Genomic DNA, 21,630 nt, shown 5'->3' with positions numbered 1-21,630 from the left:
GATCGCGCACCGTCCTTCGTCCGCAGGAAACCGACCATGCAGCGCTCGATCGCCACCGTCTCGTTGTCAGGCACGCTCGCCGAAAAGCTCAGCGCGATCCGCGCGGCGGGCTTCGACGGCGTCGAGATCTTCGAAAACGACTTGCTGTATTTCGACGGCTCGCCCGCCGACGTCCGCCGCATCGCCGCCGATCTCGGCCTGAAGATCGTGCTGTTCCAGCCGTTCCGCGACTTCGAGGGCGTGCCGGCCGAACGGCTCGCGCGCAACCTCGAACGCGCGAAGCGCAAGTTCGACCTGATGCACGAATTGGGCACGGATCGCATCCTCGTCTGCAGCAACGTGGCGCCGGACACGATCGGCGACGAATCGCTGCTCGTCGACCAGTTGGGCGCGCTCGCGCACGCCGCGCAGCAGGCGGGCGTCGTCGTCGCGTACGAGGCGCTCGCGTGGGGGCGGATCGTGAAGACGTACGGGCACGCGTGGCGGCTCGTCGACGCGGTCGACCATCCGCATCTCGGGCTCGCGCTCGACAGCTTCCACACGCTGTCGCTCGACGACTCGCCGGACGGCATCGTCCGGATTCCGGGCGAGCGGATCGCGTTCGTGCAGATCGCCGACGCGCCGAAGCTCGCGATGGACGTGCTCGAATGGAGCCGCCATTACCGGTCGTTTCCGGGCCAGGGCGATTTCGACGTCGCGGGCTTCACCGCGCGCGTGATCGAATCGGGCTACGCAGGACCGCTGTCGCTCGAGATCTTCAACGACGGCTTTCGCGCCGCGCCGCCCGCGCCGACGGCCGCCGACGGCTATCGGTCGCTGCTGTATCTCGAAGAGACGGCGCGCGCGCGGCTCGCGCGCGCCGCGCGGCAGCCTTCGCAACCCCTCTTCGCGCCGCCGCCCGCCCCCGCGCACGTCGGCTTCCAGTTCATCGAATTCGCGGTCGACGCGGCCGCGGCCGACAACGTCGCCGGCTGGCTCGGCAAGCTGCGCTTCAGGCGCGCGGGCCGCCACCGGTCGAAGGACGTGACGCTGTATCAGCACGGCGCGGCGTCGATCGTGCTGAACGCCGAGCGCGACTCGTTCGCCGACGCGTTCTTCCAGGCGCACGGGCTGTCGCTGTGCGCGTCGGCGTTTCGCGTCGACGACGCGCGGCTCGCGTTCGAGCGCGCGGCGGGCTACGGCTACACGCCGTTCTCGGGCCGCGTCGGCCCGAACGAGCGCGAGTTGCAGAGCGTGCGCGCGCCGGACGGCAGCCTCGAGTATTTCGTCGACGAGGCGCCCGGCGCGCCGACGCTGTACGAATCGGATTTCGTGCTGACCGACGTCGACGGGCCGAGCGAAGTCGGCCCGCTGGCCGGCATCGATCACGTGTGCCTCACGCTACCCGCCGACGCGCTCGACACCTGGGTGCTGTTCTTCAAGACCGCGTTCGGCTTCGAGGCCGAGCGCAACTGGCTCGTGCCCGATCCATACGGGCTCGTGCGCAGCCGCGCGGTGCGCAGCCCGGACGGCTCGGTGCGGATCGCGCTGAACGCATCGGTGGACCGGCATACGGCCGTCGTCGAGTCGCTGCATCGCTATCGCGGCACGGGTCTCAATCACGTGGCGTTCCGCACCGGCGACATCGTCGCGGCGATCGCCGAATTCGCGGCGGACGGCGTGCCGTTCCTGCGGATTCCCCGCAATTACTACGACGATCTCGCCGCGCGCTACGCGCTGCCCGACGAGACGATCGCGATGCTGAGCCGCCACCACCTGCTGTACGACCGCGACGAAACGGGCGGCGAGTTCCTGCATGCGTACACCGAGCTTGTCGACAACCGCTTTTCGTTCGAGATCGTCGAGCGGCGCGGCGGCTACGACGGATACGGCGCGGCGAACGCGGCCGTGCGGCTCGCCGCGCAGGCGCAGCGGAGGAAGTGAGCGCGGCGCGGGCGGCCGCGCGCATGACGCCCGCCGCGCGCCGCGCCGCAACGGGCGGCGCGCGGCCGCCACCCCGCCGTCAATGCGGCAGCGCCGGAATCATCCAGCTCAGCACGTGCTGCTGCAGGAACACGAGCACGCCGAGCAGCAGCGTGAGGAACACGCTGTGCCAGAACGTCCGTGCGAACACGACGCCTTCCTGTCCCTTCAGATCCGTCGTCGACACGCCGGTCGCGATGTTCTGCGGCGAGATCATCTTGCCCATCACGCCGCCCGACGAGTTGGTCGCGGCCATCAGCACCGGATCGAAGCCGAGCTGCCGCGCGGCGACCACCTGAAGATTGCCGAACAGCGCGTTGCCCGACGTGTCGCTGCCCGACAAGAACACCGCGATCCAGCCGAGCGTCGCCGACACGAGCGGGAACAGCGCGCCCGTCGACGCGACGCCCATCCCGAGCGTGTAGCTCATCCCCGAGTAGTTGAGCAGATACGCGAGCCCGACGATCATCATCACGGTGACGATCGCGATGCGCGTCTGCCGCCAGGTCTGCGCGACGCAGCCGAAGAAGCTGCCGACGCCGGTGCGCGTCCACACGGCCGTGACGATCGCCGACAATAGAATCGCGGTGCCGGTGCCGAGCGGCTGGAAGTCCCAGATCGCCGCATACGACTTGTGATAGAGCGTCATGTAGACGACGTTGTGCAGGCCGGGCCACTTGATCTTCATGTCGCCGATCGCGGCGACGCCCGCGTGCACCCAGAAGATCACGATCACCGACACGACGAGCCACGGCAGCCAGCCGCCGTAGCCGACGCGATCGCGCGCGGCGCCCACGCCGACGGCGGCGTCGCCGCGCGCGATCGCGAACCGCGGATCGGGCTGCGGCTTCCAGATCTTCAGGAATCCGATCGTCACGATCAGCGACGTCAGCGACGACAGCACGTCGGTCAACTGATAGCTGATGAAATTCGACGTGACGAACTGCGCGAGCGCGAAGCTGCCGCCCGACATGAAGAGCGCCGGCCACAGCTTGCCGATCGATCGAACGCCGCCATAGATCCCGACGACGTAGAACGGCAGCAACAGCGCGAAGAACGGCAACTGGCGGCCGACCATTGCGCCGAGCGTGTCCGGATGCAGCGACGTGACCGCGCCGAGCACGGTGATCGGCACGCCGAGCGCGCCGAACGCGACGGGCGCGGTGTTGAAGATCAGCGCGAAGGTGAGCGCCTCGATCGCCGGAAAGCCGAGCGCGACCAGAAGCGCGCTCGTGATCGCGACCGGCGTGCCGAACCCAGAGATGCCTTCGAGCAGACAGCCGAACGAGAATGCGACGACGAGCAGCACGAGGCGGCGATCGTCGGGCAGATGATCGAGCATCCATTGGCGGAACTGATCGAAGCGGCCCGATTTCACCGCGATGTTGTACAGCAGCAGCGCGTTGAAGACGATCCACATGACGGGAATCAGCGCGAGCGCCATGCCGGCGCCGACCGCGTTCAGCGCGAGCCCGGCGGGCATGCCCCAGACGGCGATCGCGACGACGACGCCGGTCACGAGGCCCGCGAGCGACGCCTGCCACGCGGGGCGTCGGAACAGCCCGAGCATCGCGAGCGCGACCGCGATCGGCAGCACGGCGACGAGAAACGACAAGACGAGCGAGTTGCCGACGGGGGTCAGCGGCTGGGCGAACGCCGTCCCCGCCGGTAGTGCGAATGAAGGGTTCATGTTGTCTCCTATCTCCCCTCGGAATGGTTTTTATGTCGTTCTTGTTGTCGGCTTGCATCGGGCGCCGCATGCTCCATGCGCGGGCCGTCGTCGGATGTCGGATGTCGGATGTCGGATGTCGGATGTCGGATGTCGGATGTCAGATGGGCGGCGGGCGCCGGAGCGCCCGCCCGTCGCGTCAACCCGCTTTCAGGCGCCGCTTGAACGCGAGCCGGTACCGGTGCAGCAGCGGCTCGGTATAGCCGCTCGGCTGCGCCCGGCCTTCCAGCACGAGCGCGCATGCGGCGCGGAACGCGTGCGAGTTCGCGTAATCGGGCGCCATCGGGCGATAATTCGGATCGCCCGCGTTCTGCGCATCGACGACGCGCGCCATCCGCTCGAACACCTCGTCGACGAACGCGCGCGTCACGACGCCGTGACGCAGCCAGTTCGCGATGTGCTGGCTCGAGATGCGCAGCGTCGCGCGGTCCTCCATCAGGCCGACGTCGTGGATGTCGGGCACCTTCGAGCAGCCGACGCCCTGCTCGACCCAGCGCACGACGTAGCCGAGGATGCCTTGCGCGTTGTTCTCGACTTCGGCGCGGATCTCGTCGCCGCTCCACGCCACGCGCTCGACGACGGGAATCGTCAACAGGCCGTCGAGCAGCGCATCGCGCTCGCGCGCGTAGTCGGTCGTTTCGAGCGCCTGCTGGACCGCTTGCACGTCGACTTCGTGGTAGTGCAGCGCATGCAGCGTCGCTGCGGTCGGCGACGGCACCCATGCGGTGTTCGCGCCCGCGCGCGGATGCGCGATCTTCTGCTCGAGCATCGCGTGCATCAGGTCCGGCATCGCCCACATGCCCTTGCCGATCTGCGCGCGACCGCGCAGCCCGGCAGCGAGGCCCGCCAGCACGTTGTTGCGCTCGTATGCGGCGATCCACGCGGACGACTTCATGTCGCCCTTGCGGTACATCGGCCCGGCTTCCATCGCGCTGTGCATCTCGTCGCCCGTGCGATCGAGAAAGCCCGTGTTGATGAACGCGACGCGCGCCGGCGCCGCCGCGATGCACGCGAACAGGTTCATGCTCGTGCGTCGCTCCTCGTCCATGATTCCCATCTTGATCGTGTGGCGCGGCAGTCCGAGCAGATCCTCGACGCGCGCGAACAGCGTGTCCGCGAACGCGACTTCGGCCGGCCCGTGCATCTTCGGCTTCACGATGTAGATCGAGCCCGTGCGCGAGTTGCGCTTCGACTTCAGGTCGTGCATCGCGCAAAGCGTCGTCACCACGCCGTCGAGGATGCCTTCCGGGATCTCGTTGCCGTCACGGTCGAGCACCGCGTTCGTCGTCATCAGATGTCCGACGTTGCGCACGAACAGGAGCGAGCGGCCATGCAGCGTCAGCGTCGAGCCGTCGGGCGCGCGGTATTCGCGGTCCGCGTTCAGGCGGCGCGTGAACGTGCGCCCGCCCTTGTCCACGGCCTCGGTCAGCGTGCCCTGATTCAGCCCGAGCCAGTTCCGGTAGAGCTGCACCTTGTCGTCCGCGTCGACCGCCGCGACCGAATCCTCGCAATCGATGATCGTGCTCACCGCCGCTTCGAGCACCACGTCGTCCACGTGCGCCGGATCGCCGTTGCCGATCGGCGTCGACGCATCGATCCGGATCTCGATGTGCAGCCCGTGATGCTTGAGCAGCACGGCGGCCGGCGAATCGGCCTCGCCCTGGTGGCCGGCGAACTGGCCCGGGCGCGCGAGCGTCTTCGCGCCGTCGCGCGTGTCGACCGCGAGCGTGCCGTCTTCGACGCGGTAGCGGAGCGCATCGCGGTGCGAGCCGTGCAGCAGCGGTGCCGCGCGATCGAGGAAGTCGCGCGCGTAGCCGATCACGCGCTGCCCGCGCACCGGGTTGTACGCGCCGGCGCGCGTCGCGCCGTCGTCTTCGGGCAGCGCGTCGGTACCGTACAGCGCGTCGTACAGGCTGCCCCAGCGCGCATTCGCCGCGTTCAGCGCGTAGCGCGCGTTCGACAGCGGCACGACGAGCTGCGGCCCCGCCTGCGACGCGATCTCGCCGTCGACGTTCGCAGTCGTTACCGCAACGCGCCCGGGCGGCGGCACCAGATACCCGATCCGCTCGAGGAACACACGGTAGTCGCGCACGTCGCGCACCGGCCCCGGATGCGCGCGGTGCCAGTCGTCGAGCTCGCGCTGCAGGCGGTCGCGCTCGGCGAGCAGCGCGCGGTTTTGCGGCGCAAGATCGTGCACGAGCGCGGCGAAGCCCTGCCAGAACGCGTCGGCGTCGACGCCCGTGCCGGGCATCGCTTCCTGCTCGATGAACCGGGCGAGACCTTCGTCGACCCGGAGTCCGTGTTGTTCGATCATCCTGCTTTCTCCCTCATCCACTTCATTCGGCGCCACGCTCACGCGGCGACGCCCTGCACGCGGCCTTCGCGATCTGCGCATCCTGATCGGACTTCACGCCCGACACGCCGACCGCGCCCGCGACCTGCCCGTCGACGATCACCGGCACGCCGCCTTCGAGCGTCGCCGCGAGCGGCGCGCTCAGGAACGCGGTGCGGCCGCCGTTGATCATGTCTTCATAGAGCTTAGTCTCCCGGCGGCCGAGTGCGGAAGTTCGTGCTTTTTCCAATGCGATGTACGCGCTCGAGGGCGAGGCGCCGTCGAAGCGCGAGAGCCCGAGCGGATGGCCGCCGTCGTCGGCGATCGCGATGGCCCGGCCGTTGCGCGCCGCTTCGGCGCGGGCGGCTTCGAGGGTGCGTTCGACCTCGGCGCGGCCGAGCATGGGTTTCGTCTGCATGTCAGGAATTCTCGTGGTCAGGAGTATGAAGGGAATCGACGAGCTCGATCCAGTGGCGCACGCGCGTGCGGCCCGCGCCGTTCAGGTGCGATTCGCAGCCGACGTTCTCGGTCACGATCTCGTCGGGACGATCGGCTTCGAGCGCGGCGAGCTTGCCCGAGCAGGCGCGCAAGGCGGCGAGCGAGCACATCAAGAGCGTCGTCGAGTGTCTGCGGGAAATCGAGCAAGAGGAGCAGCGGCTCGTGCGCGCGACGCTGCGTCTCGAAGGGTGGAAGTGACGGCGCGCCGCACAACGGCGGCGCGGGCGGCGTGCCCGGCAGTGCGGGCGAGTGCGTCGGGGCGTGTGTTGCCTTCCGGCTTCCGGCCGGCGTGAATGTGCGGCGTCGCAACATCGCCAAGCGGCTTCGCGCACGTCCGCGCGGCGTGGTCCGGCCCCGTTGTGATCCTTGTCCGGCGAGGCTGTTACACGCCGTAACCCCCCCGTTCGGCGCATCCCCGCCACTTTAAGAATCGTTTAAGTCTGCGTCGGCACCATCCGTGACCAATACCCGTTCAGGAGGTTCGCCATGAGCACCGTCGACACATCTGCCGCGGTCCGCCCGGCCGCCCCCCCGGCCAAACCGAAAACCATGCTGCGCCGCCTGCTCAGCCATCACGAGATCGCGACGCTGCTGATCATGCTGCACGCGCCGATCGGCGCGAATGCGAAGCCGGAGCTGCCTGCGCTGCAGGAAGCCGGCCTCGTCGAGATGGTCCGCTCCGACATGGACGCGGCGCCGTCCTTTCGTCTGACGGAAAACGGCACCGCCGTGTTGAAGGGCCTCGGGTATCGGTAATCGTCCGATCGATGCGGCGACGGCCGGGCGATGCCGGTCGAGCGCGCCGACGTTCCGACGATGACCGGCCGGTCGGCCGGTTTGTTTTTGCCGGCGGCTCTTGGTGACGCGCTTTGGCTGTCGGGTTCTTGGCTTTTCGCTTTTCGCTTTTCGCTTTTCGGCTTCCGGCTTCCGGCTTCCGGCTTCCGGCTTCCGGCTTCCGGCTTCCGGCTTCCGGCTTCCGGAATTATCGAGTTCGTCGGCCCTTGAACGTTTGATGGCCGAGCGATCGAGCGCTCGGCTCCCGGCGCGCCCGTCGCCCCGTTTCTCAATCCGCCGGCATTCCTCCAGCGCTGCGCTCGACAAGCCCGTCCGCTCGCGGCCCCATCGCGCCTCGACATCGCGCGCACCGCACGCGCCAAGCGTTTCCCAGGCGCGACGCCCGCGCTCAAGCCCCTCGCCCCTCCTGCAGCATCAGCCGATACTCGGTCGGCGTCACGCCGACCGTCGCCTTGAACTGACGCGTGAACGCACTATGGTCGGTGTAGCCGCACAGCGCCGCGACGTCCGTCACCTTGTCGTGCGTGACGAGGAACGCCGTCGCCGCGTCGAGCCGCGCCTTCAGCAGCATCTGCCGCGGCGTCAGATGAAACACCTTGTGGAAGTAGCGTTCGAGCTGCGCGACCGACATCCCCGCCATCGCGGCAAGGTGCTTCAGGTTCAGCGGCTGCACGTAGTGCGCGTGGATGTAGCGGACGACGTCCGCGATGCGGCTGTATGCCGGGTGCGAGCTCTCGTGCGCGCGCAGGTCGCGCGACAGCCCCGCGATCCCGACGATCTTCCCCTGCGCGTTGCGCAGCGGCTCCTTGCAGGTCAGGCACCAGCCGGGCTGGCGGCCCGAGTACAGATGCAGCTCCAACTGGTCGGTCAGTTGCCGGCCGCCCGCGATGATCGCCAGATCCTGCTCGACGTAACTGCGGCCGAAGCGGCGCGGAAAGACTTCGTCCGCGGCCTTGCCGTACAGGTCGCGTTTGTCCTTGTAGCCGCAGCGCTGCGCGAGCGTGCGGTTCACGAGCGCGTAGCGCGCGTGCGCATCCTTCACGAAGAACGCGACGTCGGGCAGCGCATCGAACACCGGCTCGAGCTGCACGAAGTGCGCGAGCATCGCGGCGAAGCCGTCGTCGCCGTCCGGCGCGGCGGGCTGCGCCGAAGCCGATGGCGACGCGGCGGCTGTGGAGACGGCCGCCGTGGAGACGGCCGACGTGGCGGACGACTTCTCGGGCGGTACGGCAAGCAAGGTCATCATACGGATCTCGCGCGTCGAAACACGGATGGCGTCGATTATAGGAGCGCATCGTCCGCCGCGACGAGCAGCGTATCGATTCGCGCAGGTGAGAACGGCGGGCGCGGCGGCGTGTCGTCCCAGCCGAAATACGCGTGCGCCGCCGCGCCGCACACGCGCCCCTGGCACGCGCCCATCCCGCAGCGCGTCTGCAATTTCGCGCCGCGCGCCGATGCGTGCGCGCGCACCGCGCCGATCGTCACGTCCTCGCAGCGGCACAGCAGCGTATCGTCGGGCGGCAGCGTGCGGGCCGCTTCGCGCAGCGCGAACGCATCGGCGACGCGCGCCGCGAAGCGCCGCCATGTCTCGCGGCGGCGCAGCAACGCGGCAAAGCGCGCGCGGCCGTCCGGCGTCGCGTCCGCGCCGCTCGCCGCGAGCCCGGCGAGCTCGCCTTCGATTCGCGCGAGCTCGACGCCGCCGATGCCCGTGCATTCGCCTGCCGCATGAACGTGCTCGACCGACGTGCGCTGCGCGTCGTCGATCGCGATCGCCCGGTCGCGCACCGCGCAGCCGAGCGCCAGCGCGAGCGTCAGGTTCGGCACGAGGCCGAAGCCGCATGCGACGCGGTCGCAGTCGAGCGTCTCGCGCGCACCGTTTCGTTCGATCGTCACCGCGCGCACCCGCGCATCGCCGTGCGCTTCGCGCACGATCGCGCCCGTCAGATAGCGCGTGCCGGCGAAGCCGCGCGTCAGGCGCGCCGCCTGCGCGAGTTTCGACGGCGTCGCCGCGAGCGACAGCGCGAAATGCACGAGCGCATCGAGGGGCGCCTGCTCGACGACCGCGACGACCTTCGCGCCCGCCGCGCGCGCGGTCGCGAGCGATGCGATCAGGAGCGGCCCGCTGCCCGCGATCACGACGCGCTCGCCGCGCACCGGCATGCCGCCCTTGATCAGCGCCTGCAGCCCGCCTGCGCCCGTCACGCCGGGCAGCGTCCAGCCGGGGAACGGCAGCAGTAGCTCGCGCGCGCCGCAGCACAGAATCAGCTTCCGGTAGCCGAGCAGCAGCCCATGTTCCGTATCCTCGAGCAACAGCGTGCCGGCCCGCGGCGCGGCGACGACGCGCGTCGCCGCGAGATGGCGCACGTTCGGCCGCCGCAGCGCGTCGAGGCTCGCCTGCGCCGGCGCGCTCGGCGCGACATCCGGACCCTGCCGCCAGATCTGCCCGCCCGCGCGCGGGTTGTCGTCGACGATCGCGACCGTGCAGCCGCGCTTCGCGACCGCCTGCGCGGCGGCGAGCCCAGCCGGCCCCGCGCCGACGATCGCGACATCGACCGTCAGATGCTCGTTCGTCATCGCGTCCGCTCCACCTGCATGCCCTCGCGGCAGAGCGTCTGGCACGCGAGCCGGCGCCGTCCATCGATCGTCACGCTGCACTCCTGGCAAATGCCCATTCCGCAAAACGGCGCGCGCGCGGCGGCGCTGCACGACGTGCGCGTCGTGTCGTCGCCGCTCAGCGCGACCGCGGCCGCGACGGTCATGCCGTCGGCCACGGTCAGCGCGCGGCGATCCAGATAAATGATCATTGAAGCGCTCCGGTCACGGCCGATTTCGACGTCGACAAGAAGCGCCCCGGCGAGTACGGCTCGACGTCGATCGCCGCGCGCTCGCCGAACATCAGCGCGGCGAGCACGCGCGCGCTGCCGGGCGCGGTCGTCACGCCGAGCCCCTCGTGCCCGACCGCGAGCCACAGGCCGCGCTGCGACGGATGCTCGCCGAGGAGCGGCAGGCCGTCGGGGCTCGCCGAGCGAAAGCCCGTCCACGCGCGGATGCCGTTCAGGCCGGCGAGCGCGGGCAGGTAGCCGACCGCGCGATGCAGCATCCGCGCGAGCACGGGCGCCTCGACGCGCGGGTCCTCGGTGTCGAACTGCCGCGACGAGCCGATCAGCAGTTGCCCCGTCGGCCGCGGCTGCACGTTGAACGCGACCGACGTGCCGTCGCTCGCATGCGCGCTCGCCGCATAGCCGAGCTCGACGAGCTGATGCGACACCTGCGCCGGATAGCGGTCGGTGATCAGCAGATGGCCCTTCTTCGGCCGCAGCGGCAGCTCGGGCAGCAGCGCGCGCGCCGCGACGCCGTTCGCGACGACGACGCGCTCCGCACGCAGCGTGTCGCCGCTTTCGAGCGTCACGCTCGGGCCTTCGACGGCGACGGCTTTCGCGCGGCGCAGCGCGACGCCCGGCAGCCGGTGCAGCAGCCAGTGCGCGGCGGCGGGCGCGTACAGGATGCCGTCGCCCGGAATCTTCAGCGCGCCGCCGAGATCCGCGCGCAGCATCGGCTCGAGCGCCGCGAGCGTCGCGCGATCGATCAGCTCGCCCGCGACGCCGCGCTCGGCGAGCGCCGCCTGCTTCGCGCGCGCGAGGTCCATCTCGTGTGCGTCGGCCGCGAGCCACAGCGTTCCGCAGTTGCGGTACGCGCAGCCGTCGGGCATCGCGTCGCGCAGCGCGTTCCACAGCGCGATCGAGTCATGCGTGAGCGCGAGCTCGGCCGCGTTGTCGTCCATCGCGACGAGGTGGCCCATCCCCGCGCCCGTCGCGCCGCCGCTGCCGTCGTCGACGACGACGACGCGCAGCCCGCGCTGCGCGAACTCGTGCGCGCACGCCGCGCCGACGATGCCCGCGCCGATCACGACGACGTCGGTCTGCGAATCCGTCACGACGCGATGCCCCAGCCGAACGGATCGTCGTCTTCGATCAGGAGCGTCGCCTCGGCGGCGAGGTGCGCGCTGCCGCGAATCGTCGGCACGATGCCGCCGTCGGCGGGCGCGTAGCTCGCCGAGAACACACTGCCGATCACGCTCGCCTGCCGCCACACCGCGCCGGGCGCGAGCTTGCCGTCCGCGGCGAGGCACGCGAGCTTCGCGCTCGTGCCGGTCCCGCACGGCGAGCGGTCGTACGCGTGGCCCGGGCACAGCACGAAGCTGCGGCTGTCGTGCTCGGGATCGTCGGCGAACAGCTCGATGTGATCGATTTCCGCGCCGTCGCGGCCCGTCACGCCCGCGCGTTCGAGCCCCGCGCGCACCGCAGACGCATACGCGGTCAGCGCCGCGACGTTGTCGCCGGCGACGCGCTGGCCGTGGTCGCTCGCGAGGAAGAACCAGTTGCCGCCCCACGCGACGTCGCCCGTCACCGCGCCGTGTCCCGGCACGTCGACGACGACGTCCTTGAGATGCCGGTAAGCGGGCACGTTGCGCACGCTGACCGACAGATCGTCGTGCAGCGTCGCCTCGACATCGCCGACGGGCGTCTCGATCCTGTGCACGCCGGGCGCGATGCGGCCCATGTGATGCAGCGTGCGCACGAGGCCGATCGTGCCGTGCCCGCACATGCCGAGATAGCCCGCGTTGTTGAAGAAGATCACGCCGGCCGCCGCGTCGGCCGCGACCGGTTCGCACAGCAGCGCGCCGACGAGCACGTCGCTGCCGCGCGGCTCGAGGATGCACGCCGCGCGAAAACGGTCGTGGTCGCGCGCGAGCGCCGCGAGGCGTTCGGCCATCGGCCCGTCCCCCAGCGCCGGAAAGCCGGACACGACGACGCGCGTGGGTTCGCCGCCCGTATGCGAATCGATGATGTGGATGTGCTTCATGTCGCGTCGATTCAAGGTGGAAAGGCGCACAGCTTCCCCTGTGGCGCCGCCCGCCGCTTGTGGGTTTTCGATGATGCGCGCGACGAAATCGGCACAGGCCGGCGCACGCGCCGGCGATCGCGCCCCGATTGTGCCGATTTCATCTTTTCACGGCTGGAAAAGCCTCAAGCCTCGCGGCGCATCGACAGCGATACTGGTTCTCGCTCCGACGACGCCCGTCGGCCATCCCATTCGAACGTAGGAGATTCTCAGTGAGCCGTAACGCCATTCAGTGGAGCGGGGTGTTCCCCGCCGTCAGCACCCAGTTCAAGCCGGACTTCTCCCTCGACATCGACGCGACGCACCGCGTCGTGAAGAACCTGGTGAACGACGGCGTGTCGGGCCTCGTCGTCTGCGGCACGGTCGGCGAGAACACGTCGCTCAGCACGGCCGAGAAGCTCGCGGTGATCGAGGCGGCGCGCGACGCCGCGGGCGGCAAGATCCCGGTGATCGCCGGCATCGCCGAATTCACGACTGAGTTCGCGCGCAACACGGTGCGCGAGGCGGCGCGCGTCGGCGTCGACGGCGTGATGGTGATGCCCGCGCTCGTCTACTCGGCGAAGCCGCACGAGACGGCCGCGCACTTCCGCGCGGTCGCGACGGGCACCGACCTGCCGGTGATGGTCTACAACAACCCGCCGATCTACAAGAACGACGTGACGCCCGATGTGCTGATCGCGCTTCAGGACTGCGAGAACATCGTCTGCTTCAAGGATTCGTCGGGCGACACGCGCCGCTTCATCGACCTGCGCAACGCGGTCGGCGACCGCTTCGTGCTGTTCGCGGGCCTCGACGACGTCGTCGTCGAGAGCATCGCGGTCGGCGCGGAAGGCTGGGTGTCGGGGATGTCGAACGCATTCCCGAAGGAAGGCGAGACGCTGTTCCGTCTCGCGAAGCAAAAGCGCTTCGACGAAGCGCTTGCGCTGTATCGCTGGTTCATGCCGCTGCTGCATCTCGACGCGCGTCCGGACCTCGTCCAGTGCATCAAGCTGTGCGAAGCGCTCGTCGGCCGCGGCAGCGCGGTCACGCGTCCGCCGCGCCTCGCGCTCTCAGGCGACACGCTCGACGAAGTGAAGGCGATCGTCGCGAAGGCGCTCGCCGCGCGTCCGGCGCTGCCGGACGTCGGTCTCTGACCGACGCGCCCGGCGGCCGGCCGAGGCGCATCGCCCCGGCGACGCGGGCACGCCGCCGCGGACACGCCATCGCGCACCCGCCGGTTTGCGCCCGCCGGTTCTCGCCGGATGGTTCTCGCCGGATGGTTCGCGCCGGATGGTTCGCGCCGCACGGTTCGCGCCGCCCGCCGCCCGCGAACGGGCGCGCGCCGCTTTCCGTCACGCGCGACGGCCGCGCCGCGCCCCCGCCGCAACGCACCGCGCGAAGTACCGCCCGCCAACCGTATCGCTCCGGCCGCCCGTCGGCCCCACTTGTTCGCCCCGACGAGGCCGACCGCCTCAGCCGCGGCGCGCGCAAGCCGCCGCGCCTCCGGCCGCAGCCCGAAACGAAATCACCAATCAAATGGAGACAAGCCCATGCCCGCCCAAGGCAACGTTCATCGATCCGCGCCGCTCGCGCGGTCCGCGCCTCCCGAAGCCGGACACGGCAAGTTCAAGAAACAGCTTTCGCTGACCGATCTGACGTTCATCGGCCTCGGCGCGATTTTCGGTTCAGGGTGGCTGTTCGCCGCGAGCCACGTGTCGACGATCGCGGGCCCGGCCGGCATCCTCTCCTGGCTGCTCGGCGGCTTCGCGGTGCTGCTGCTCGGCATCGTCTATTGCGAGCTCGGCGCCGCGCTGCCGCGCGCGGGCGGCGTCGTCCGCTATCCGGTGTTCTCGCACGGCCCGCTGCTCGGCTACCTGATGGGCGCGATCACGCTGATCGCATTCTCGAGCCTGATCGCGATCGAAGTCGTCGCCGCGCGCCAATACGCGGCCGCGTGGTTTCCGGGCCTGACAGTCGTTGGCTCGAGCAATCCGACGACGCTCGGCTGGCTCGTGCAGGCCGCCCTCCTCTGTTTCTTCTTCTACCTGAACTATTCGAGCGTGAAGACGTTCGCGAAGGCGAACAACATCATCAGCATCTTCAAGTTCGTCGTGCCGCTGTCGGTGATCGGCGTGCTGTTCGCGTTCTTCAAGCCCGCGAACCTGACGATGCACGGCTTCGCGCCGTTCGGCATGCCCGGCATCGAAATGGCCGTGTCGGCGGGCGGCATCATCTTCGCGTATCTGGGCTTGACGCCGATCGTGTCGGTCGCGAGCGAGGTGCGCAATCCGCAGCGGACGATCCCGATCGCGCTGATCCTGTCGATCCTGCTGTCGACGCTGATCTACGTGCTGCTGCAGCTCGCGTTCATCGGCAGCATCCCGACTGCGATGCTCGCGGGCGGCTGGCACGACGTCAGCAAGGCTTTCTCGCTGCCGTATCGCGACATCGCGCTCGCGCTCGGGGTCGGCTGGCTCGCGTATATGGTCGTCGCCGACGCGATGATCTCGCCCTCCGGCTGCGGCAACATCTACATGAACGCGACACCGCGCGTCGTCTACGGCTGGGCGAAGACGGGCACGTTCTTCAAGGTGTTCACGCGTGTCGACGAGGCGTCCGGCATTCCGCGCGCGGGCCTGTGGCTCACGTTCGGCCTCACGGTGTTCTGGACGATGCCGTTTCCGTCGTGGGAGGCGCTCATCAACATCGTGTCGGCCGCGCTCGTGCTGAGCTACGCGGTCGCGCCGATTTCGGTCGCCGCGCTGCGGCGCACCGCGCCCGACCTGCCGCGGCCGTTCCGCGCAAGCGCGTTCGCGATCACCGGCCCCGCGTCGTTCGTGATCGCCGCGCTGATCGTCTACTGGTCGGGCTGGAGCACGGTGTCCTGGCTGCTCGGCCTGCAGATCGCGATGTTCGTCATCTATCTCGCGTGCCGCCGCTGGGTGCCGACCGCGCATCTGAGCCTCGCCGAGCAAGTGCGCTCGTCGCTGTGGCTGATCGCGTTCTACGCGCTGATGATCGCCGCGTCGTATTTCGGCGGCTTCGGCGGCACGGGACAGCTCGCGCATCCGTACGACACCGTCGTCGTCGCGGTCATCGCGCTCGTCATCTACTACTGGGGCGCGCATACCGGCGTGCCGGCCGCGAAGCTGCGGCTCGCCGACGACGAGGACTGACGCGCCACACATCCTTCTTTCTTTTTCATCGGCCGGGCCGGCAAGCCCGGCCTGCACGCTTCGAGGAAAAACCATGCGACTCACAGGCCAGCTTTTGATCGGTCAATCGGCGGCGTTCGGGCAGAACGGCGCATTCCGCGCGATCGAGGCCGCGACCGGCGCGCCGCTCGAACCCGCATTCGGCGGCGCGAGCCTGCACGACCTGGAAACGGCCTGCGCGCTCGCCGACGACGCATTCGACGCGTATCGAGAAACGCGTCTCGACGCGCGCGCCGCGTTTCTCGACGCGATCGGCCGGCACATCATCGCGCTCGGCGACGCACTGATCGAACGCTGCGTCGCCGAATCGGGACTGCCGCGCGCGCGGATCGAAGGCGAGCGCGCGCGCACCGTCGGGCAGCTCGCGCTGTTCGCGTCGATCGTGCGCGACGGCGGGTTCCTCGACGCGCGGATCGATCCCGCGCGCCCGGACCGCAAGCCGCTGCCGCGCGTCGATCTGCGGCTGCGCAACGTCGCGATCGGGCCTGTCGCCGTGTTCGGCGCGTCGAACTTTCCGCTCGCGTTCTCGGTCGCGGGCGGCGACACGGCGTCCGCGCTCGCGGCCGGCTGCCCCGTGATCGTCAAGGCGCATTCCGCGCATCCGGGCACCTCCGAGCTCGTCGGCCGCGCGATCCAGGCGGCCGTGCGCGAATGTGGGCTGCCGACCGGCGTGTTCTCGCTGCTGTTCGACGCGTCGCGCGAGATCGGCCAGGCGCTCGTCGCCGATCCGCGCATCAAGGCGGTCGGCTTCACCGGCTCGCGGCGCGGCGGCGTCGCGCTGATGCACATCGCGGCTGCGCGCCACGAGCCGATTCCGGTCTATGCGGAAATGAGCTCGATCAATCCGGTGCTGCTGCTGCCCGACGCGCTCGCCGCGCGGCACGGCGCGATCGCGCAGCAGTTCGCCGCGTCGCTCACGCTCGGCGCGGGGCAGTTCTGCACGAATCCGGGGCTGATCCTCGCGCTCGACGGCCCGGCGTTGCGCGCGTTCGAGGCCGCGGCCGCGGCCGCCGTCGACGCGGCCGCGCCGGCAACGATGCTCACGCCGCACATCCATGCGAGCTATGGCGAAGGCGTCGCGCGGCTCGCGTCGCACGACGCGGTCGAGCGGCTCGGCGAAGGCCCCGCGGGCGATCGCCATCAGGCGCGCGCCGCGCTGTTCGCGACGACGGCGCACGCGTTCATGACGCACGCCGAGCTGCGCGACGAAGTGTTCGGCCCGGCGTCGCTGATCGTCCGCTGCCCGGACGCCGACACGCTGCACCGCGTGCTGAAGTCGCTCGAAGGCCAGTTGACGATCGCCGCGCATCTCGGCGACGGCGACGCGCCGCTCTTCCGCACGCTGCTGCCGACGCTCGAGCGCAAGGCCGGCCGCATTCTCGTCAACGGCTTCGGCACGGGCGTCGAAGTCGGCCACGCGATGGTGCACGGCGGCCCGTTCCCGGCGACGTCGGACACGCGCACGACGTCGGTCGGCGCGCGCGCGATCGAGCGCTTCCTGCGGCCGGTGTCGTATCAGGACCTGCCCGCCGCGCTGCTGCCCGACGCGATCCGGGACGGCAACCCGCTGCGTGTTCCTCAACGCATCGACGGCGCGATCGCGCCGCGGGAGCCGCGCGATGCCTGATCCGCAAGATCTCGCGCAAGACGTCGTCCTGTCGCTCGACGACGTGCAGGCGCTCGCGCTGCGCGTGCTGACGCACCACGGGCTGTCCGACGCGCACGCGCAGGCGATCGCGAACGTCGTCACGCAAGGCCAGCGCGACGAATGCCATTCGCACGGCGTCTACCGGCTGCTCGTCTGCGTGCGCTCGCTGCGCGTCGGCAAGGTCGATCCGCGGGCGGCGCCGACGCTGCGCCGGCGCTCGTCGTCGATCGTGTCGGTCGACGCGCATCGCGGCTTCTCGCTGCTCGCGTTCGAGACCGGCCTGCCGGTGCTCGTCGAGATGGCGCGGCGGCACGGCATTGCGGCGATGACGATCAACCGCTGCTATCACTTCTCCGCGCTGTGGCCGGAAGTCGAGGCGATCGCCGCGCACGGCCTCGCCGGCCTCGCGATGAACCCGAGCCATAGCTGGGTCGCGCCGGAAGGCGGCGCGAAGCCGGTGTTCGGCACGAACCCGCTCGCGTTCGCGTGGCCCCGGCCGGGCGGTCTACCGTTCGTGTTCGATTTCGCGACGAGCGCGATCGCGCGCGGCGACATCGAATTGCACGCGAAAGCGGACAAGCCGATTCCGCCGCACTGGGCGATCGACGCGAACGGCGAGCCGACCACCGATCCGAAGGCCGCGCTGCAAGGCGCGATGCGCACGTTCGGCGGCCACAAGGGCTCGGCGCTCGCGGCGATGGTCGAGTTGCTCGGCGGCGCGCTGATCGGCGACATGACGAGTCTCGAATCGATGGCGTTCGACGACGGCGTCGGCGCGACGCCGTGCCATGGCGAGCTCGTCGTCGCATTCGATCCGAAGGTGTTCCTCGGCGACGATCTCGACGCGGGCCTCGCGCGCGGCGAGCGGATGCTCGATGCGATCGTCGCGCAGGGCGCGCGGCTGCCGTCGCAACGGCGCTTCGACGCACGCGCGCGCAGCGTCGCGAACGGCGTGCGGATTCCGGTCCGGCTCCACGACGAGATCCTCGCGCTGCTCGATTGACCGATCGTCCGCGTCACCGGACGTCGCTCGCCTGCCGCCCCGCGCAAGCGAGCGACGCGCCCCCACGCATCGTTCGCCGCCGGCCCGCAATTGCCGATTTCCACGATATCGCCCCCGCCTTTCGGCGTTCCGCCGTCCTGTAGAATCGCCGGCATTGCGTCACGTTCGTCTCCGCGCGGCCCGTATCCGGCCGCCGCGCGGTGCGTGTCCCGTGCTCCATCCCGCGCGTTGCACCGTCTGTCCGACGACGAGGCCCGCCGCCCGGCCCCGATCCGCGCGGTACACAACCATTCGAACCCAGATCGCCCTGACCATGCCCGCATCCGAATTGAGCGCCGCTTCGAGCGCCGCGCCACGCGCCCTCACGGGCCGCGACTACAAGACCCTGAGCCTCGCCGCGTTGGGCGGCGCGCTGGAGTTCTACGACTTCATCATCTTCGTGTTCTTCGCGCCCGCGATCGGCCAGTTGTTTTTCCCACACGACATTCCCGACTGGCTGCGCCAGTTGCAGACGTTCGGCATCTTCGCAGCCGGCTATCTCGCGCGGCCGCTCGGCGGCATCGTGATGGCGCACTTCGGCGACCTCGTCGGCCGCAAGCGGATGTTCACGCTGAGTGTGCTGCTGATGTCGGTGCCGACGCTCCTGATGGGCCTGCTGCCGACCTACGACAGCGTCGGCCTGCTCGCGCCGATCGCGCTCCTGCTGTTTCGCGTGCTGCAAGGCGCGGCGGTCGGCGGCGAAGTGCCGGGCGCGTGGGTGTTCGTGTCCGAGCACGTGCCGTCGCAGCGCATCGGCTACGCGTGCGGCACGCTGACTTCGGGCCTGACGGCGGGCATTCTGCTCGGCTCGCTCGTCGCGACGGCCGTCAACAGCCGCTTCTCGGCCGCCGAAGTCGGCGCGTTCGCGTGGCGCATTCCGTTCCTGCTCGGCGGCGTGTTCGGTCTCTTCTCCGTCTATCTGCGCCGCTGGCTGCACGAGACGCCCGTGTTCGCCGAGATGAAGGCGCGCAAGACGCTCGCGGCCGAGATCCCGCTGAAGGCGGTGATCCGGGACCACGGCCGCGCGGTGATCGTGTCGATGCTGCTCACGTGGATGCTGTCGGCGGCGATCGTCGTCGTGATCCTGATGACGCCGACGCTGCTGCAAAAGCAATTCCACATCGCGCCCGCGACCGCGCTGTTCGCGAACAGCATCGCGACGCTGTGCCTGACGGCCGGCTGCATCACCGCCGGCTCGCTCGCGGACCGCTTCGGCGCGAAGGCGGTGCTGTCGATCGGCGGCATCGTGCTCGCCGCGTGCTACTACGCGATGTTCACGCAGCTCGCGGCCGACGCGACGCGCCTCGTGCCGCTCTACGCGCTCGCGGGCTTCGTCGTCGGCACGATCGGCGCGGTGCCGTTCGTGCTGGTCAAGAGCTTTCCGGCCGTCGTGCGCTTCTCGGGCATCTCGTTCTCGTACAACGTCGCATATGCGGTGTTCGGCGGGCTCACGCCGGTGATCGTGTCGCTGATGATGAAGTCGAATCCGCTCGCGCCCGCGCTGTACGTCGCGGCGATTTGCGTGCTCGGCGCGGTCGCGGCGATGTTCGCGAAGGACGCTGAATAATCGATGTTCGTGCGGGCGGCGACGCGCCGCCCGCACATGTCGATGTCGGCGCACTCACGCAATTGGGCAAGCGAGGCGCGCGGATATTACCGGCATGCTCCGCGTCGGCGGCGGCGGTGGTGACGACGCACGCCACCTGTCACATCTCGCCTCCCGCCGCTTGCCGCTTGCCGCTTGCCGCTTGCCGCCACATCTTACGCCGCCGCGAACACTGACCGGACGTGGCCGCCGCCCCATCCGCGCCGCATCCGACATTTCAGAAGAGCCCGCAACGTCGCCGCGCCGCGCGGCACTACGATGCGCGCATGGACACGCACACGCCCCACCCCGCTCTCTCCCGCGCCGCGCTCGTGCGCATCGTCTCGACCGTGAGCGCCGGCTTCGTCATCACGCAGCTCGACGTCACGATCGTCAACGTCGCGCTCGCGCGCATCGGCCTCGATCTGCGCACGGGCGTCGCGGGCCTGCAATGGATCGTCGACGCGTACACGCTCGCGGTCGCCGGACTGATGCTGTCGGCCGGCGCGCTCGGCGACCGCTTCGGCGCACGCCGGCTGTTCGCAGCCGGGCTCGCGCTGTTCGCGTTCGCGTCGTTCTTCTGCGGCATCGCCGCGAACGCGACGACGCTGATCGCCGCACGCGCACTGCAAGGACTCGCGGCCGCCGCGATGCTGCCGAACTCGCTCGCGCTCCTCAATCACGCATGCGCGCACGATCCGCGCCTACGGGCGCGCGCGGTCGGCTGGTGGACCGCGTCGGGCGCGATCTCGATCGCCGCCGGCCCGGTGATCGGCGGCGTGCTGATCGCGCAATTCGGCTGGCGCAGCATCTTCTTCGTCAATCTGCCGCTGTGCGCCGCGGGGCTCGTTGCAACGTTGCTGTGGATCGACAAGGATGAAACGAGCGCGGCGGCTTTCGCTTCCGGCAAGCGCGCCGCCGCCGCATCGCGCTTCGCCAATCCGACCGCGAACCCGAATGCGTCCCGTCCGAACGCCGCCGTCCGCGCCGCCGCCGGCATCCGTCCGCGCGGCATCGACCTCCCCGGCCAATCCCTCGCCGTCGTCGCGCTGACACTCTTCACCGGTGCGGTGATCGACTGGCATCCGACGCTCGTCGCCGTCGCGCTCGCGGCCGCCGCCGCGTTCGTGTTCGTCGAATCGCGCAGCGCACATCCGATGATGCCGCTCGCGCTGTTCAGGCAGCGCTCGTTCAGCGTCGCCGTGCTGTTCGGCGTCTGCATGAATCTGTCGTACTACGGCGTCATCTTCGTGCTGAGCCTGTATTTGCAGCGCGTGCGGCACGACACACCGCTCGAGGCGGGGCTCGCGTTCCTGCCGCTGACGGGCGGCTTCCTGCTGTCGAACGTCGCGAGCGGCTGGGCCACCGCGCGTTACGGCGCGCGCCGGCCGATGATCGTCGGCGCGCTGATCGGCGCGACCGGGTTCGCGCTGCTGAGCGCGACGCGCGCCGATACGCCGATCGCCGCGCTCGCCGTGCCGTTCCTGCTGATTCCGGGCGGCATGGGGCTCGCCGTGCCCGCGATGACGACGACCGTGCTCGCATCGGTCGAGCGTGCGCGCGCCGCGACTGCGTCGGCCGTGCTCAACACCGCGCGGCAGGCGGGCGGCGCGATCGGCGTTGCCGGATTCGGTGCGCTCGCGAGCGGCGCGCTGCCGGCGCAGATCGTTTCGGGCTTGCACGCGTCGGCGCTCGTGTCGGCGGCGCTCTTCGTCGCCGCGGCGGCGATCGCAACCGCCGCGCGCGGCGCGCCGCATCCCGCCTCGTCCGCCGCGCGCACGGAGCACGCGAATCCCGCAAGCGCGGACGCGCGCTGACGCGGCCGCACCATCCAAGGCCGGCCGGGTCGGTTCCGCCGCGCTGATATGACTCCCGATGTCAATCTGGATCGGTTTTCAAGATCTACTCCGTGGTTAGAGCAAATTTCCTGAGGGCGGCGCAGC

The 21,630-nt window shown here is 70.2% G+C and carries 16 protein-coding genes and 3 pseudogenes; 10 read left to right on the top strand and 9 right to left on the bottom strand.

Annotated elements, in window-relative coordinates:
- Positions 1-36 precede the first annotated feature (36 nt).
- Positions 37-1,923: a bifunctional sugar phosphate isomerase/epimerase/4-hydroxyphenylpyruvate dioxygenase family protein gene (locus WS70_RS20800; RefSeq protein ID WP_059596501.1), complete on the top strand. Its 1,887-nt coding sequence runs from the start codon at positions 37-39 to the stop codon at positions 1,921-1,923.
- A 79-nt stretch (positions 1,924-2,002) separates the two neighbouring features.
- Here WS70_RS20800 and WS70_RS20795 read toward each other — a convergent pair whose 3' ends face one another.
- From WS70_RS20795 to glcF, 4 genes and pseudogenes are all read right to left on the bottom strand, one after another.
- Positions 2,003-3,652 carry an L-lactate permease gene (locus WS70_RS20795; RefSeq protein WP_059596500.1) on the bottom strand — a complete coding sequence of 550 codons (1,650 nt, stop codon included), beginning with the start codon at positions 3,650-3,652 and terminating at the stop codon, positions 2,003-2,005.
- Positions 3,653-3,830: 178 nt separating this feature from the next.
- Complete coding sequence (locus tag WS70_RS20785) at positions 3,831-6,005, bottom strand: malate synthase G (protein WP_059596499.1); 2,175 nt, start codon at positions 6,003-6,005, stop codon at positions 3,831-3,833.
- Between the two features lie 22 nt (positions 6,006-6,027).
- Complete coding sequence (locus tag WS70_RS20780) at positions 6,028-6,441, bottom strand: heme-binding protein (RefSeq protein WP_059596498.1); 414 nt, start codon at positions 6,439-6,441, stop codon at positions 6,028-6,030.
- 1 nt (position 6,442) lies between these two features.
- Positions 6,443-6,595, bottom strand: a pseudogene (gene glcF, locus WS70_RS20775) (glycolate oxidase subunit GlcF); the annotation flags it as partial.
- On the opposite strand from glcF, the pseudogene WS70_RS33060 reads away from it, so the two are divergent.
- Positions 6,594-6,719, top strand: a pseudogene (locus WS70_RS33060) (transcriptional regulator GlcC); the annotation flags it as partial. The pseudogenes glcF and WS70_RS33060 sit on opposite strands and share 2 nt — an antisense overlap.
- Positions 6,720-7,007: 288 nt before the next feature.
- Positions 7,008-7,277: a hypothetical protein gene (locus tag WS70_RS20765; protein WP_059472551.1), complete on the top strand. Its 270-nt coding sequence runs from the start codon at positions 7,008-7,010 to the stop codon at positions 7,275-7,277.
- A gap of 427 nt (positions 7,278-7,704) precedes the next feature.
- Here the strand turns inward: WS70_RS20765 and WS70_RS20755 are convergent, their stop codons facing one another.
- The 5 genes from WS70_RS20755 to WS70_RS20735 are packed head-to-tail and all read right to left on the bottom strand — an operon-like array spanning position 7,705 to position 12,179.
- Positions 7,705-8,562, bottom strand: a complete 858-nt coding sequence (locus WS70_RS20755) for an AraC family transcriptional regulator (RefSeq protein WP_059472550.1) — start codon at positions 8,560-8,562, stop codon at positions 7,705-7,707.
- 35 nt (positions 8,563-8,597) lie between these two features.
- Positions 8,598-9,890 (bottom strand): NAD(P)/FAD-dependent oxidoreductase, encoded by a 1,293-nt coding sequence (locus WS70_RS20750; RefSeq protein ID WP_059596496.1) that lies wholly within the window; start codon positions 9,888-9,890, stop codon positions 8,598-8,600.
- Positions 9,887-10,120, bottom strand: a complete 234-nt coding sequence (locus WS70_RS20745) for a (2Fe-2S)-binding protein (protein WP_059596495.1) — start codon at positions 10,118-10,120, stop codon at positions 9,887-9,889. Before WS70_RS20745 ends, WS70_RS20750 begins: the two co-directional genes overlap by 4 nt.
- Entirely contained in the window at positions 10,117-11,250 is a 1,134-nt protein-coding gene (locus WS70_RS20740; protein ID WP_059472547.1) for an NAD(P)/FAD-dependent oxidoreductase, read from the bottom strand. The genes WS70_RS20745 and WS70_RS20740 overlap by 4 nt, the downstream gene beginning before the upstream one ends.
- A complete protein-coding gene (locus tag WS70_RS20735; RefSeq protein ID WP_059472546.1) occupies positions 11,247-12,179 on the bottom strand; it encodes a 4-hydroxyproline epimerase in 933 nt (310 codons plus the stop codon). Before WS70_RS20735 ends, WS70_RS20740 begins: the two co-directional genes overlap by 4 nt.
- Before the next feature lie 57 nt (positions 12,180-12,236).
- Here WS70_RS20735 and WS70_RS33665 point away from each other — a divergent pair.
- The 7 genes and pseudogenes from WS70_RS33665 (at position 12,237) to WS70_RS20700 (ending at position 21,504) form a co-directional block, all read left to right on the top strand.
- Positions 12,237-12,420 (top strand): annotated as a pseudogene (locus WS70_RS33665) (hypothetical protein).
- A 10-nt stretch (positions 12,421-12,430) separates the two neighbouring features.
- Positions 12,431-13,351, top strand: a complete 921-nt coding sequence (locus WS70_RS20725; protein ID WP_059472545.1) for a dihydrodipicolinate synthase family protein — start codon at positions 12,431-12,433, stop codon at positions 13,349-13,351.
- Positions 13,352-13,747: 396 nt separating this feature from the next.
- Entirely contained in the window at positions 13,748-15,373 is a 1,626-nt protein-coding gene (locus WS70_RS20720; protein WP_059472544.1) for an APC family permease, read from the top strand.
- Positions 15,374-15,446: 73 nt separating this feature from the next.
- Positions 15,447-17,039: an aldehyde dehydrogenase (NADP(+)) gene (locus WS70_RS20715; protein WP_059596494.1), complete on the top strand. Its 1,593-nt coding sequence runs from the start codon at positions 15,447-15,449 to the stop codon at positions 17,037-17,039.
- A complete protein-coding gene (locus WS70_RS20710; RefSeq protein ID WP_059596493.1) occupies positions 17,032-18,063 on the top strand; it encodes an Ldh family oxidoreductase in 1,032 nt (343 codons plus the stop codon). Before WS70_RS20715 ends, WS70_RS20710 begins: the two co-directional genes overlap by 8 nt.
- Before the next feature lie 313 nt (positions 18,064-18,376).
- Positions 18,377-19,669 (top strand): MFS transporter, encoded by a 1,293-nt coding sequence (locus tag WS70_RS20705; RefSeq protein ID WP_059596492.1) that lies wholly within the window; start codon positions 18,377-18,379, stop codon positions 19,667-19,669.
- A 305-nt stretch (positions 19,670-19,974) separates the two neighbouring features.
- The gene (locus tag WS70_RS20700) at positions 19,975-21,504 is read left to right on the top strand and encodes an MFS transporter (RefSeq protein ID WP_059596491.1); all 1,530 of its coding nucleotides are present in this window, start codon (positions 19,975-19,977) and stop codon (positions 21,502-21,504) included.
- The last annotated feature ends 126 nt before the right edge of the window (positions 21,505-21,630 follow it).

This window comes from Burkholderia mayonis (genome assembly GCF_001523745.2).
Taxonomy (GTDB): domain Bacteria; phylum Pseudomonadota; class Gammaproteobacteria; order Burkholderiales; family Burkholderiaceae; genus Burkholderia; species Burkholderia mayonis.
Note: the sequence above shows the minus strand (reverse complement) of the source record. Positions and strands in the feature narration are given on the sequence as shown.